Annotated in this window: 13 protein-coding genes, 1 pseudogene and 1 other annotated feature; of the genes and pseudogenes, 12 read left to right on the top strand and 2 right to left on the bottom strand. The window is 37.9% G+C overall.

Translation table 11 applies throughout. The features are described from left to right. Positions 1-38 precede the first annotated feature (38 nt). A complete protein-coding gene (locus LG377_RS09820; RefSeq protein WP_225744671.1) occupies positions 39-1,316 on the bottom strand; it encodes an MFS transporter in 1,278 nt (425 codons plus the stop codon). A 562-nt stretch (positions 1,317-1,878) separates the two neighbouring features. Between LG377_RS09820 and LG377_RS09815 the strand changes: the two genes are divergently transcribed. Then, positions 1,879-3,600 (top strand): Na/Pi cotransporter family protein, encoded by a 1,722-nt coding sequence (locus LG377_RS09815; RefSeq protein WP_225744479.1) that lies wholly within the window; start codon positions 1,879-1,881, stop codon positions 3,598-3,600. 67 nt (positions 3,601-3,667) lie between these two features. On the opposite strand, the pseudogene LG377_RS12540 reads toward LG377_RS09815, so the two are convergent. Continuing rightward, positions 3,668-4,275: pseudogene (locus LG377_RS12540) on the bottom strand (fumarylacetoacetate hydrolase family protein). A gap of 469 nt (positions 4,276-4,744) precedes the next feature. On the opposite strand from LG377_RS12540, the gene LG377_RS09805 reads away from it, so the two are divergent. From LG377_RS09805 to pstC, 11 genes are all read left to right on the top strand, one after another. After that, positions 4,745-4,975, top strand: a complete 231-nt coding sequence (locus tag LG377_RS09805; RefSeq protein ID WP_225744478.1) for a DUF2969 family protein — start codon at positions 4,745-4,747, stop codon at positions 4,973-4,975. A gap of 183 nt (positions 4,976-5,158) precedes the next feature. After that, complete coding sequence (locus LG377_RS09800) at positions 5,159-6,202, top strand: YihY/virulence factor BrkB family protein (protein ID WP_225744477.1); 1,044 nt, start codon at positions 5,159-5,161, stop codon at positions 6,200-6,202. Positions 6,203-6,324: 122 nt separating this feature from the next. Then, complete coding sequence (locus tag LG377_RS09795) at positions 6,325-6,696, top strand: Spx/MgsR family RNA polymerase-binding regulatory protein (RefSeq protein ID WP_225744476.1); 372 nt, start codon at positions 6,325-6,327, stop codon at positions 6,694-6,696. Then, complete coding sequence (locus tag LG377_RS09790) at positions 6,693-7,052, top strand: glycine cleavage system protein H (protein WP_225744475.1); 360 nt, start codon at positions 6,693-6,695, stop codon at positions 7,050-7,052. Before LG377_RS09795 ends, LG377_RS09790 begins: the two co-directional genes overlap by 4 nt. 69 nt (positions 7,053-7,121) lie before the next feature. Further along, positions 7,122-7,378, top strand: a binding site (T-box leader). Positions 7,379-7,495: 117 nt separating this feature from the next. Continuing rightward, on the top strand, positions 7,496-8,527 hold the full coding sequence (locus tag LG377_RS09785) for a methionine ABC transporter ATP-binding protein (protein WP_225744474.1): 1,032 nt from the start codon (positions 7,496-7,498) through the stop codon (positions 8,525-8,527). Continuing rightward, a complete protein-coding gene (locus tag LG377_RS09780; RefSeq protein WP_225744473.1) occupies positions 8,520-9,221 on the top strand; it encodes a methionine ABC transporter permease in 702 nt (233 codons plus the stop codon). The genes LG377_RS09785 and LG377_RS09780 overlap by 8 nt, the downstream gene beginning before the upstream one ends. Positions 9,222-9,275: 54 nt before the next feature. Continuing rightward, positions 9,276-10,139 (top strand): MetQ/NlpA family ABC transporter substrate-binding protein, encoded by an 864-nt coding sequence (locus LG377_RS09775; protein WP_225744472.1) that lies wholly within the window; start codon positions 9,276-9,278, stop codon positions 10,137-10,139. Between the two features lie 155 nt (positions 10,140-10,294). Further along, positions 10,295-10,474: a 2-hydroxymuconate tautomerase gene (locus LG377_RS09770; RefSeq protein ID WP_370632555.1), complete on the top strand. Its 180-nt coding sequence runs from the start codon at positions 10,295-10,297 to the stop codon at positions 10,472-10,474. Positions 10,475-10,627: 153 nt separating this feature from the next. Further along, positions 10,628-12,046, top strand: a complete 1,419-nt coding sequence (locus LG377_RS09765) for a DASS family sodium-coupled anion symporter (protein WP_225744470.1) — start codon at positions 10,628-10,630, stop codon at positions 12,044-12,046. A gap of 290 nt (positions 12,047-12,336) precedes the next feature. Further along, complete coding sequence (locus LG377_RS09760; RefSeq protein WP_225744469.1) at positions 12,337-13,263, top strand: substrate-binding domain-containing protein; 927 nt, start codon at positions 12,337-12,339, stop codon at positions 13,261-13,263. 282 nt (positions 13,264-13,545) lie between these two features. Further along, complete coding sequence (pstC, locus tag LG377_RS09755; RefSeq protein ID WP_225744670.1) at positions 13,546-14,412, top strand: phosphate ABC transporter permease subunit PstC; 867 nt, start codon at positions 13,546-13,548, stop codon at positions 14,410-14,412. Position 14,413 lies beyond the last annotated feature (1 nt).

Raw genomic sequence — 14,413 nt, 5'->3', positions numbered from 1 at the left:
GTGTCTCTCATGAGAGGCACTTTTTATTTTTTAAGAAATCAATTGATGGAAGACAACTCATCTACAGCAATGGTCGTGCCTTCTTCAGGAACTTTGGTTAAGACAAAGAATCCAATAACGAATAGTAAAATGAGACTAAAGACCCCGTAATTAGATTTACCGGTTAGTTGAGTGATCGTTGCGACCATCGTGGGACCAATAATAGAAGCAAATCGACCAAAAATATCATAGAGACCAAAGAATTCATTAGCCTTATGGCTAGGGATAATTCGTCCAAAATAAGCACGGCTTAAAGCTTGTATACCTCCTTGAGAAGTCGCGATCAACATCGCTAGTATCCAGAAGTCTATCAAAGTAGACATAAAGAATGCGTAGGTACACACACCAATATATACGACAATCGCTACATAAATCATGGTTTTACCAGGGAAACGGTCAGCTAGTCGACCGTATAATATAGCAAATGGCGCAGCGACGATTTGAACAACGAACAATACGATAAGCAAGTCAGTTGCTTGCAATCCTAAATCTGTTCCATAAGCCGTGGACATTGAGATAATCGTTCCCACACCATCGATATAAAACATATAAGCAATCAAAAATAAAAAGGCTGCTCGGTACTGCTTTAGTTGACGAAAAGTACTAAAAAGACGCTTAAAACTATGCTTGACGAGCTTGGGCTGTCTTTCGATTCCATGGATTTGATGAACATTTTTCAGCATCGGTAAGCTAAAGATAGTCCACCAAAGAGCGGTCAGTATAAATGCGAAGCGAGTTGCACTGATAGTAGAAAAAGGGAATACACCGTTTTGAGACAATAGTATGACGCCGATACTGATCATAAAAGGAATGCTACTCCCGATATATCCCAGACTGAAACCTCTGGAAGAAACGCGGTTCATACGTTCTGGCTTTGTAATATCAACTAAAAATCCATCATAGAATACATTAGATCCAGCCATCCCAATCGAGGCTACGGCATATCCAATCAATAAAACCAACCAAGAAGTGTCAGGAATAATGGCGAGACTGAGTGTCCCTAAAACACCGAGTGCAAAAAATGTGAAGAAGAATTTTTTCTTGAATCCTTTGACATCAGCCATTGTTCCAAGAAGCGGCGACAGTACTGCGATAATCAGAGTGAAGATAGAAATTGTATATCCAAGATAAGCAGTAGAGTTTCCGTCCGACACACCAGACAGTTCAGCTGCACTACTATAGTAAATCGGGAAAATAGCGGTTGTTACAATAATCGAAAAGGCCGATTCCGCCCAATCATAAAACATCCAACTATGTTCGGTTTTTGTATAAGTCATCTTCAAATTAGTCACACTCCCTTTGTTATATATGACTTTATTTTATCAAATAAGTCAGAATGATAGACAAAATCAATCAATAATTATCCCAAAGTTTACAATTGAGAAATTCAAGTGAATAGATGAGATAGAAAAAGAAATAGACAAAGAGCTCAATAAGAAACTTTTGATTCATAAAAACCTTAATTGTTAACTTTATGTGAACGTTATGTAAATTTTGATCAAAATTTCGGCTTTACAGACAAGCCGAAACTATCTATATGTAAGCGGAATACAAGAACATATAAAGAGGGTTTTCCGAACTTTAGATTACTTATTCATTTTAAAATTCGTTTATAGTCTATCTGCTTCATATAGAGACCAAAATGACATACGGTATGAAGGTGAAATGCAAAGGCTATTAAATAAAAATCTTCTAATTTGTAAATTTAGTGTTCATTTATTGTAAAGATACATTTAAGATAAGGATGGAAACTCTGAATTCGAAAGTAATAGGTATCCGATATTACTTCAAGTTATCCATCACCAAAATACGTAATACATCTAATGGAGGAGTAAAAAAGTGGATATACAACAAATCATTTTTCAGTTCGTTGGTGGACTAGGCATTTTCCTTTTCGGTTTGAAATATATGGGAGACGGTCTTCAAAGAACAGCTGGAGATAATTTGCGAGATATTTTGAATAAATTTACATCTACACCGTTTCGAGCAGTTCTAGCTGGAATCGTTGTGACCGTACTGATTCAAAGTAGTAGTGGGACAACTGTTTTAACTGTAGGACTCGTAAGTGCTGGCTTTATGAAATTAAAGCAAGCGATTGGAATCGTTATGGGTGCCAACATTGGTACAACCATTACGGCATTCATTATTGGATTTGATATTGGAGCTTACGCTTTGCCAATTATAGCTATTGGAGCCTTATTGTTGTTTTTTTTCAAACGTCCATTTGTGAATAGCATGGGACAAGTTATATTTGGATTTGGGGCATTATTTTATGGTCTCGAGTTAATGGGAGAAGGTTTAGCACCTCTTGAAGACCTTCAAGTATTTACGGATGCAATGGTCACATTATCTAACAATCCCATTCTTGGTGTGGTATCAGGAACTTTATTCACCTTTATGCTTCAAAGTTCGTCTGCAACGATTGGGATTTTACAAGAACTTTATAGCCACGGAAGTATTACACTTGAAGCAGCTCTACCCGTTTTATTCGGAAGTAATATCGGAACAACCATCACAGCGATCCTTGCTGCAATAGGGGCAAGTGTAGCGGCTAAACGTACGTCAGCATCTCACGTGATTTTCAACTTAACGGGAACTATTATTATATTGATTCTTTTAAATCCATTTACAAGTCTGGTTAGTTATTTATCCGTTCATTTGGGACTGAATGCAGCTATGCAAATTGCTTTTGCTCATGGAATGTTCAATGTCTTTAACGTACTTGTGCAAATGTGGTTTATCAGTCAAATCGCTGCCATCGTTACAAAGATCGTACCTGGAGACGATGCACTGATTGAATACGATTCTTCACATTTAGATTATTCTCTTATTCAGACAGCACCTTCCATTGCTTTGAATCAAGCTAAACTCGAAATCGAGCAGATGGGTGAGTTTGTAGTGGAAGAATTCAACTCAATGTTCAAGTATTATAAAAAACAAGATGAAAAAAGTCGGACAGATACACTCCAACTAGAAGAAGTCGTTAATAAGATTGATGTCCACTTAACAGAGTATTTAATGTTGATTTCAGTGGAAGATCTTCCGTTACAAAACTCAGCGGAACATGCACAACTCGTTGATGTAACGAAGTATCTGGAACGAATCGGTGATCACTCAGAAAACATCATAAAAAATATTCAAGAAGCCGTAAAAGCAAATAAGAAACATAATAAAAATTATAACAAAGAAGATAAAGTCTTTTTCGATGAAGACCTTGTCAGATTGTTTGAGCTTGTAGAAGAAAATATTAAAGATGCCATTACATCATTTTCGACGGATAGTTATTCTTTGGCTGGGAAAGTATTGAAACGTGAAAAGGAAGTAAACAAGCTAGAGGATGATATACGTAGCAAATTTATTGAACGCTTGAATAAAGGTATTGGCTTACCATCAGATGGTATTCTATTTGTCGATATCGTTTCAAATCTTGAGAGAATGTCTGACCACTCTACTAAAATCGTTAAACATACTTTAGGTATGCGTTATCCATTCCAAAAACAATCAAAAGTACCAAAACATGGTTACATCAAAGAAGTAACCGATGGAACAGAAATTTCTTAAAAGGTTTCCAATAAAAAACAGCCTTGCCTTTGGTCATTATTATGACTAGAGAACAAGACTGTTTTTTTTATTTTAATTGATTAGAAAGTGTACCGATTTTTTGAATCGAAACTTCCAGCAAATCATTTTGTTTGAGCCATTGTCGCTCAGGGTTTGGTTTACCAACAATCACCCCTTTAGGCGTTCCTGTGAAATCAAGTCACCCGGTTTTAACGTCATATGACGAGACAAGTAGCTAATCAAGTAAGGAATAGTGAAAATCATATCTTTTGTATTTCCATGTTGTTTGATTTCATTGTTAACTTTCAACATAATATCTAAATGGGTAGGATCTACTAGTTCGTCTGAAGTTATGATAGTAGGACCGATTGGTGCAAAATAGTTTAGTGTTTTACCAAGCATCCATTGAGATGAGCTCATTTGAATCTTCCGATCCGTTAAATTGTTACCAATCGTGTAGCCAAAAATATGATCACTCACTTGTTTCTCATCAATATTGGTTGCTTCTTTACCTATGACGACAATCAATTCTGCAGAATAATCGACATTTCTAGCCACAGAAGGTACTGGGATTTCTTGTCGATGAGCGGCTAGTGTATTATTATATTTACTGTAAAAAATGGGCGTCACTGGCAGTTCACCATCAACTTCTTTAACGTAATCTACATAATTCATGCCGACACAGATGATCTTCTCGGGATCTTGAACAACTGGAAGGTAATAGATGTTTTCGCTCTGTTCAAGAAAATGTTTAGAGTCAAAGTCTTCATAGTGATAACGTTCCAGCAGACATTTCAGTTGTTGTTGAAAATGAGGTTTTTGAATGATGGAATTCATAGTGTATTCTGAAGGGTCTTTGAAATGCTTTGCTAAAGTCTCGACATTCAGAATACCAGATGTTAATTCAATACCGAGCTGTACTTGAGCATTTGAGGCAGTATAGTACTGGACGAGTTTCATACGGGTTTCCTCCCTGAAAGTATGGAACGATTCAAAAATAGTTTGTCCAGAATATTATATCGAAAAGCTTGAAGATATAATATTATAATGAATTTAAATCTGTTTCTTCTTGCTCAAAAGGCTGGTTTGAAGTATCCTTAAGAGACAAAAGATAAAGCGTATGGCTTATAAACGGAGGATACACATGTCTAATCGTAATAAAAACATTGAAGTCGAAATCAAAGAAACCGCTAATCAGTCAGATACTTTGACTGAACTTGAAGTTTTAGTAAAAAACAAAGTGATCGGTACAGTTCGTCAAGCTCAAGATGAGCAAGCGATGATTTGGTACAAATCGGATAAAGAAATGACTGCAAAAACGGTTGAAGAAGGTATTCAGATGATTATTTCTGAATATAACTTACACGACCAGTAAACATAAATAGCTGTCCCACATCAGGTCTCCGTTATGGAATCTGGTTTGGGATTTTTTTATTTATATAGTTGGTTTAAGTAGAATCCAAAATTGTAAATGCCTTTCGATACGGTTTGAGGATAGGAATATGATATGATGAAACAAAGAACTGTTGGGGATCAACAGTATTAGGAAGTGATGAGTATGGAAAAAGTAGAAAAATTCGAGGACAAGATCCCTCATAAGAAAAAACTAATTCGACTGATTAATATCTTTCAGTCCAATTGGGAACGAGCAGATATCAATCAAAGTGCGGCCGGAATGGCGTATTTCCTTTTACTATCTCTGTTGCCGGTACTATTGGTAATCGCAAACGTGATCCCATTACTACCAGTGGCGACGGCAGATATTTTGGAGTTTGTGTCAGAAGTGATTCCTCAAGATATCTTTAATGTACTTGAACCGACACTCGCGAGTTACTTAGAAAGCGGTAGTGGAGGCGTAATATCCATTGGTTTGTTAGGTGCAATCTGGTCAGCCAGTAAAGTGATCAACATCCTCAGAAAAGTATTAAATGATGTATATGGTGCAACGATGGAAAATAACTTTATTATTGCACGTGTTATCTCAGTATTCGTGATGGTCGCCATTTTAGTGGTTATCGGCCTCGCAGTATTCTTATTCGTTTTTGGAGAACAAATTCTGAATATCGTACAAGATTTCGTCGGTCTGCAACTACCGTTTATTGATGCCTTTTTAATCTTAAGATATGTTGTTTTAATTGCGATTTTGTTCATTGTATTCTTAATCGTATTTCGGTTTATACCGAATCATAATCTTACGATGAAATATTCTTTCCCTGGTGCAATATTCTCTACAGTTGGTTGGTTAGTCCTTGTCCAAGGGTTCTCACTGTATTTGAACGTTGCAGGTGGAGATGCAGTAGCGAACGCGACTTTTGGAGCATTTATCGCTTTAATGTTGTTCCTTTATCTATCTAGTATCATTATTTTACTTGGTGGACTCTTGAATACGATTATTTTTGAATGGAAAAACGGCAAATCTGTTCCAGATTATGAATCAGACCTTAGAAGAGAAGAACAGATCAGTGATTCAGAGTGGACAGGTTATCCTGATGAAGAAGATACAGTAATTTTGAAAAAAGTCATTTACAAAGTAAATCGGTTAAAAGAAGACGAGCTTGAGACCATTAAGCAAGACGGTGATGAAGCGAAAATGGATGGTTAGTTCATTAAAGGAGAAGACGAGGCTAAGGGGAGACCTTTCCTCGTTTTTCTTTTGTCCTCTTTTTCTTTTTAGTGAAATGCCGTATAATAAATAGAGATGATTCAACGATGAGGAGTATTGAAATGAAATTTTATTGCCATCCGACATGTACAACGTGTAAAAAAGCCCAGAAGTGGCTGGACGAAAGATCGATCGCATATGAGTGGATCAATCTAAAAGAGACATCCTTATCAAAAGAGGAATGGATTGAATTACTTGAAAAAACAGATCGTCCGATCAAACAGTTTTTCAATACAAGCGGACAAGTTTACAGAGAAATGAACCTAAAAGAAAGAGTCCCCAATCTGACAATTCAAGAAGCGGCAGATTTGTTGTCCCAAGATGGCATGCTAGTCAAGCGACCGTTAGCTTTTGATCAATATAATCTAACAGTTGGATTTAAAGAAGCAGAGTATGAAACAGTGTGGGAAAAAGAAAAGGAGAGTCAAAAATGACGGTAAAATATCACGAGTCTGGTGTGTGGATCGAAAAAATAACGGATAACTATAGAATTGGACTATCAGAAAAAGGGCAAGACGATATTGGAGAAGTTATGTTTGTGGAATTGCCGGAAGAAGGCACGGAGCTTAAAGCTGGAGACGTACTACTAGGTGTTGAGGGTGCTAAAGCCGTAACGGAGCTGACCATTCCTATCAGTGGAACCGTAACAGCTGTTCACAAAGAAGTGGAAGATGAACCAGAATTATTGAATTCAGCGAACAAGACAGAGAATTGGATCGTAGAATTGGCAAGCTCAGATCACGATACAGTCAGTACGCTTTCAGATAAAGTATGGGGAAACGAAAATTAAGCTTGACAGTCTTCCAGTATCTTGATACTATAAAAATCACATTAATACAACAAGTTATGCGAATCAAATAAAGAAGCGATGATAAGTAGAGTACATCCAAGAAACATTCAAAGAGAGCTGCTAATTGGTGAAAAGTAGCAATGTAAACGGGATGGAAAATGAGCTTTGAGCAGATAAGGTGAATGAGTCATCATAAGCCTGATCCGGTTGCACCCGATAACGTGCCACAGTATGCGGAAAATAGTCCAAGTACTGGTTGAGGTCTGATATGCGAGTACCAGACGAATAAAGGTGGTAACACGAAAGCTAAAGCTTTTGTCCTTTGGAATCTACGAATGGATTCTATAGGACAAAAGCTTTTTTTATTGTTAAAATCACTAAGACATGATAAACGCATCCCGAAAATTGAAAGATCAGAACCATTTCCCTAAGGAGGAAACACCGTGATCGAATTAAAGCAGATCAATAAAGTATACAAAACAAAACAAGATGACGTGGTTGCGCTAGACAACGTTAATATCGCAATTCAAGATGGCGAGATCTATGGTATCGTAGGCTACTCTGGTGCAGGGAAAAGTACTTTGCTACGATTACTGAATGGATTAGAAAAACCAACATCAGGTGAAGTATCTCTTGCTGGAAAAGCCTTAAACACCTTAAAAAATGCAACGCTGAGAAAAGAAAGACAGAAGATTGGGATGATTTTTCAGCACTTCAACCTACTTTGGAGTAGAACAGTCTTAGAAAACATAATGTTTCCGCTAGAAATCGCAAAGGTACCTAAAGCAAAGCGGGTTGATAGAGCGAAAGAACTGATCCGTTTAGTTGGACTGGAAGGCAGAGAAGAAGCGTATCCATCACAACTGTCAGGTGGACAAAAACAGCGAGTCGGTATTGCTAGAGCACTTGCTAATGATCCAACGGTCCTCTTATGTGATGAAGCAACCAGTGCCTTAGATCCTAAAACAACGGAAGATGTTCTTGAGCTATTATTAGACATCAATCGTAAGTTGAATCTGACCATCGTCTTAATTACACATGAGATGCAAGTGATTAGAAGAATCTGTGATCGTGTAGCTGTCATGAGTAAAGGTGAAGTCGTTGAAGAAGGAAAAGTCTCTAACGTATTCAGAAATCCAGAACAAGAAATCACGAAACAATTTATTCGCCAAGATACAACAGCCGATTCAGAAGATGTGATTACCATTCTTCATGAATTAGCTAGAAAATATCCAGAAGGCAAAATTGCTAGACTGGTTTTCTCAGGGGAAGAAGTGAGAAGTCCGTTTATCTCAAAAATTTCTCGTTCCTGTAATGTTGATATTAATATCATTCAAGGAAATATCCAGGAATCGCAGGAAGATACAGTCGGTTCGCTTTACGTACAAGTGACGGGTCGACCTGAAGATGTTGAAGCAGGGTTAAAACAGATTCAAGAACATCATATTGAAATTGAGGTGATCGACTATGCGTAGACAACAAAGCCTACTAGAAGTATTTCAGTCTTATACAAACTGGGAAGATGTTGATTTAACAAAACTGTGGGAAAATACTCAAGACACCTTGTATATGACGTTCGCATCTTTGGTTGCTGTTTTCATTATTGGCTTAGTTCTAGGTTTGCTATTATATGAAACAAGCCGTAGAGATGATGGGTTTGCAAAAATCGTTTACTATATAACCACGTTTTTAGTGAACGTCTTCCGGTCCATTCCCTTTATCATCTTGATTGTTTTACTAATTCCATTTACTCGAGTGCTGCTGGGGACAATAACCGGTCCAACGGCGGGGCTACCGGCTTTGATTTTTTCAGCCGCACCTTTTTATGCCAGATTAGTTGAAACAGGATTTAGAGAAGTGGATAAAGGTGTCGTTGAAGCAGCAGAAGCAATGGGCGCGAGCAAACTAGGCATTATCGGTAAAGTACTGATCCCAGAAAGTTTGCCATCACTTGTATCAGGGATTACCGTTACAGCGATTTCTCTTGTAGGTTTCTCAGCTATTGCCGGAATCATTGGTGCAGGTGGTTTAGGTAATATGGCTTATCTGGACGGATTTCAAAGAGGACGAAACACAGTGGTTCTCGTCGCAACGATCACAATCGTACTCATTGTATTTATTCTACAAGCGATTGGAGATATTGCCGTCAAGAGAATCGATAAAAGATAACACCAATAACTATAGGAATAAACTTTTAAAAAATAGATTTATGGGGGAACTAACATGACAAATTCATTATGGAAAAAAGTATTAGTATCAGCAGGAGCGCTTGCACTATTAAGTGCCTGCGGAAACGGATCAGATGATTCAGCAAATGAAGGTACAGGTGACACAACAACAAACACAGCAGAAGAAACAACTATCAAAATCGGTGCAACAAATACACCGCACGCTGAGATTTTAGAATTCGTTAAACCAACACTTGCAGAAGAAGGTATTGATTTAGATATTATTACCTATACGGATTATCCATTAATCAACCAGGCTCTAGATGGTGGAGATTTGGACGCAAACTACTTCCAGCACGTGCCTTACTTTGATGCAGATGTAGAACAATTCGGCTATGACTTTGTTAATGCGGGTGGGATCCATATTGAACCAATCGCGGCTTATTCACAATCTATTGATCAATTAGAAGATCTTCCAGAAGGTGCTGAAGTTTTGGTCAGTAGTAATGCATCTGATTATGGCCGTATCCTTGAAATTCTTCAAGACCACGATCTAATCAAAGTTGATGAAAGTGTGAATATCACAGATGCAACATTTGATGATATCGTTGAAAATGAACGTAACCTTGACTTCCAGTATGATTATGCACCAGACTTGATGGTTCAACTTTATGATAACAACGAAGGAGATGTTGTCTTTATCAACTCGAACTTCGCGGTAGATAATGACTTGAATCCTGTAGAAGATTCTATCGCGATTCAAGGAGAAGATTCTCCGTATGCGAATATTATTGCTGTTCGTTCAGAAGATGCTGAAAACGAAGCCATCATTAAGCTAGTTGACGAATTGCACAGTCAAGAAACACAAGACTTCATTCTAGAGACTTGGGGCGGTTCAGTTGTACCGGTCTCCAAATAAATAATTTCTTAACGAAATATTCTTAAGTCAAACGAAGGGTCAGTCACTTTTAATAAAGTGATTGATCTTTTTTGCTTAAGATTCTAAAAAAGAAGGCAGAGCAATAGAAAAAGTATGCTATGATATTTCATACAAATCAAAAAGGAGTGAAACATATGCCAATCGTTCACGTAGAAATGATTGAAGGACGTTCTGACGAGCAGAAAAAGCACTTGGTGGAAGATATCGTCAAAGCAGTAGAAACGCACACAGGTGCCCAAAAAGATGCGATCACAGTCATCATTGATGATATTAAAAAAACAAATATTGCCACTAAAGGACAATATCAAGGATAATCAATTCATGCCTTTAACTGATTCAGACAAATTCAAGACCATTGCAAATAGTGCTCCTCAGTGGCTTATAACTGAGTGAGCACTATTTTATAGTCTAGGGATCTTTAGGTTTGACACTTTAAGGATACATTCAAGAAACGGGGAGAAAGAAACATGATCGATACGAAAAAAATAGGGCTGATTTTTGGTCCACTAATGTTTTCAGTGTTATATTTTTTACCAAACCTTACCGGATTAGAGGATTCACCCAGAGCTGTATTAGGGGTAACGGCTTGGGTAGCCATCTGGTGGATCACGGAAGCTTTACCGATACCAGCGACTTCTTTGTTACCGATTTTCCTGCTACCATTAACGGGTGGAGCAGATCAAGCGACTGCAGCAGCAGCTTACGGAAATCCAATCGTCTTTATGTATATGGGCGGATTCACAATCGCCATCGCCATTGAAAAATGGAATCTACATAAAAGAATTGCAATGACGATCATTTCGATCTTAGGAACAAGTAGTGACCGAATCATTTTAGGCGTTGGTTTAGCAACAGCATTCTTATCAATGTGGATTTCTAATGCCGCAACGGCCTTGATGATGTTACCGATAGCAATTGCCTTGATTTCAGAAATCAGAGAAAAGAACTTCTTTGATACAGAATCCATGCAGAACTTTTCTAAAGGCTTACTCTTAATGGTCGCTTATTCTGCTTCGATAGGCGGACTAGCAACAATCGTCGGCTCTGTACCGAACGCAGCTTTCGTGGCCATTGCTTCAACGATGTTAGATCAGGACGTGACATTTTCGGACTGGTTTTTATTCGGTATCGTAATCACAATTGTATTGATGATTGCTTTGTACTTTTACATTACAAAAATCAAATTCAAAGTGAAACAAGTAGGGAAAATCTCTTCTGATTTTGCAAAACAGCAGTTAGCTGATTTAGGACCGATGTCATTAGAAGAAAAACTGGTTTTGACTGTCTTTACATTGATTGGATTATTGTGGATTTTTGGCGGATTTCTTCCTTTCGACCTATCAGATACGACCATCTCCATCTTTGGAGCGACTCTACTGTTTTTGATTCCAAGCTCAAAAGGCGGAAGATTACTGGACTGGATCGATATGAAACATTTATCTTGGGGACTGCTTTTATTGTTTGGAGGAGGTCTTTCTCTAGCAGCGGCTTTTGAATCTTCTGGACTGACTTTATGGTTTGGAGAAATTTTATCTAATCTTGATCAATTCAATTACTTTGTTATCCTAATTATTTTGACAACGACCGTCTTGTTTATGACGGAAATTATGTCCAATACAGCCGTTTCCAATATGCTGATGCCAATTAGCGTGGGCCTCGCGGCAGGTATTGGAGTTGCCCCGTATGGCATTATGGCTGTTGTAGCGTTAGCCTCTTCTTGTGCCTTTATGCTACCCATCTCAACCCCACCTAATGCCGCTGTATTCAGTACAAATGAATTGAAAATAGAAGATATGGTAAAAGCCGGATTCTGGATGAACATCGTCAGTATCGTCGTCATCGTATTGGCCGTTTATTTTCTACAACCGATTTTGCTGGACTTCTAAGATGACTTGAGTTCTTATTCTGATTTGATTCAATGTAAATTGAATCGAATTAGGGTAAGATCTTTTTTTGTTAAATCCACAATTTAAAAATCGTTACATTTATAAATGCTTTAGGTAGAAGGTTTATCGTAAATAAAAGCTTGGAAATTGTTCTGTATTTACATTAAATTTACATTCATTTACACGAACTACACATAATCTCAGCAATGAATCAACAATCGGATTGTAGTATAAGAACCGAGGGCAAGATAAACTGTCCATCACATAACTTAATCAGAAGGAGATTTAAAATGAAACCTAAGTACGCATCGAAATGGATTATGGCACTTAGTGCAACAGCATTATTAGCAGCATGTGGAGACGGTGGATCTGATACTGGAACTGACGAAACTGATTCTACAGAAACTACTGATGAAACAGCAACAAGTGACTTTGATACTTCAAATACAATGAACGTTGTTGTACGTGAAGATGGTTCTGGTACACGTGATGCTTTCAACGAAATCACAGGAGTATTATCTGAAGATGGCAACACTGATAATACGTATCAAGCAGCAACAATCCAAAACGGTACGAACGGAGTTATTACAACAGTTTCAGGTGATACTAATGGTATTGGGTACATCTCAATTGGTTCAATGAGTGACCAAGTAAAAGGTGTAAACGTTGATGGAGCTGCTCCAACTGATGAAGAGATTGTTGATGGAAACTATGCAATTTCTCGTCCATTCAATATGGCATACGGGGAAGACTTATCTCCAGTAGCGCAAGAATTCTGGGATTTCATTTTCTCAGCTGAAGGACAAGACGTTGTTGAAGAATCAGGTTACATCAAAGTAGATCAAGAAGCGCCTGCTTACGAAGAAGCTGAAGGTATCGAAGGTACAATCAGTCTTGCTGGTTCTACTTCAGTATCACCTGTAGCAGAAGCACTATCTGAATCATTTACTGCTATGTACCCAGATGTGTCATTTGATATTTCAGCAACTGGTTCAAGTGCTGGTGTAACAGCAGCTCAAGACGGAACAGCTGATATCGGAATGGCTTCTCGTGAAATTACTGATGAAGAAGGTGCAACAATTTCTCACGAAGCAATCGCTTTGGACGGAATTGCGGTAATTGTAAATACTGAAAATCCACTTGAAGATTTAACTTTAGACCAAGTTCAACAAATCTTTACTGGTGAAGTAACAACTTGGGAAGACGTCATGAACTAATCGTTCTATTTCAAATTTTCGAATGATTTATAACAGAGTAATCAAACATAAGTCTCCCCTTATAACAGATTCTGTTCATTGAAAATAGTACAATTAAATAAATGATATGTCTAGCTTTTAAGGGGTGGAGTCGAATTGAGAATCATTCGGCTCTTAACCCTTTTTATGCGTTTATATTCAGTTGAGCTTTCAGGTAGAGGTCAATGAATTTTAAGCTTGGTATTATCTAGTGGGTTATCAAAAATCGAAAATGAAATGATCTCTATCGTAGAAAGGATGTTAATGTTGAAGAATGGCAAAGAAACAGCTATGAAAGGAATCTTTTTCCTATCCGCTACCTTTTCAATCGTCGCACTGCTATTAATTATTATATTTATATTTGCAAATGGAGTGCCTTTTATAACAGAATATGGAATCGGTGATTTCTTGTTTGGACAAAAGTGGACGCCATCCAATAATCCAGCACTATATGGAATTTTCCCAATGATCGTGGGGTCCATTTACGTCACGCTTGGGGCGGTTGTCGTGGGTGTTCCAGTAGGAATTCTAACAGCTGTGTTCATGGCAGAATTTTGTCCACCAATCCTATACAAAATACTGAAACCGGCAGTGAATTTGATGGCTGCTATTCCATCCATCGTTTACGGATTCTTTGCTTTACAGGTTTTCGTTCCTTTTGTTCGAGAAAATAGCTGGTTAGGTGGGACAGGGTTCAGTGTGCTGACAGCCCAAGTTTTGCTTGGTATTATGATTTTACCGACTGTTATCAGTTTATCTGAAGCAGCTTTAAGAGCCATTCCGCGCTCTTACTACACAGGTAGTATTGCAATGGGTGCAACAAAAGAACGTAGTGTGTTCGCCGTGCTCATTCCAGCAGCTAAGTCGGGAATCGTATCCAGTGTTATTTTAGGAATCGGCCGTGCGATTGGCGAAACAATGGCAGTCGTTCTAATTGCTGGAAATCAGCCAATCATCCCTCAAAACTTGTTATCCGGCGTTAGAACCTTAACAACGAACATCGTTTTAGAGATGGGTTATGCCAGTGGCGTTCACCGTGACGCGTTGATTGCGACATCAGTTGTCTTATTTGCTTTCATCTTAATCATCAATTCTGTCTTTTTATACTTCAAAAACAAGGAGGCTAAATAAA

The organism is Marinilactibacillus sp. Marseille-P9653 (assembly GCF_916618885.1).
GTDB lineage: Bacteria > Bacillota > Bacilli > Lactobacillales > Carnobacteriaceae_A > Marinilactibacillus.
Note: the sequence above shows the minus strand (reverse complement) of the source record. Positions and strands in the feature narration are given on the sequence as shown.

Coding starts and splice junctions, on each gene's coding strand:
- LG377_RS09775 (WP_225744472.1), top strand. CDS start 9,276: ATGACAAATTCATTATGGAAAAAAGTATTAGTATCAGCAGGAGCGCTT.
- LG377_RS09795 (WP_225744476.1), top strand. CDS start 6,325: ATGAAATTTTATTGCCATCCGACATGTACAACGTGTAAAAAAGCCCAG.
- LG377_RS09805 (WP_225744478.1), top strand. CDS start 4,745: ATGTCTAATCGTAATAAAAACATTGAAGTCGAAATCAAAGAAACCGCT.
- LG377_RS09770 (WP_370632555.1), top strand. CDS start 10,295: ATGCCAATCGTTCACGTAGAAATGATTGAAGGACGTTCTGACGAGCAG.
- LG377_RS09800 (WP_225744477.1), top strand. CDS start 5,159: ATGGAAAAAGTAGAAAAATTCGAGGACAAGATCCCTCATAAGAAAAAA.
- LG377_RS09760 (WP_225744469.1), top strand. CDS start 12,337: ATGAAACCTAAGTACGCATCGAAATGGATTATGGCACTTAGTGCAACA.
- pstC (WP_225744670.1), top strand. CDS start 13,546: ATGTTGAAGAATGGCAAAGAAACAGCTATGAAAGGAATCTTTTTCCTA.
- LG377_RS09765 (WP_225744470.1), top strand. CDS start 10,628: ATGATCGATACGAAAAAAATAGGGCTGATTTTTGGTCCACTAATGTTT.
- LG377_RS09790 (WP_225744475.1), top strand. CDS start 6,693: ATGACGGTAAAATATCACGAGTCTGGTGTGTGGATCGAAAAAATAACG.
- LG377_RS09780 (WP_225744473.1), top strand. CDS start 8,520: ATGCGTAGACAACAAAGCCTACTAGAAGTATTTCAGTCTTATACAAAC.
- LG377_RS09820 (WP_225744671.1), bottom strand. CDS start 1,316: ATGACTTATACAAAAACCGAACATAGTTGGATGTTTTATGATTGGGCG.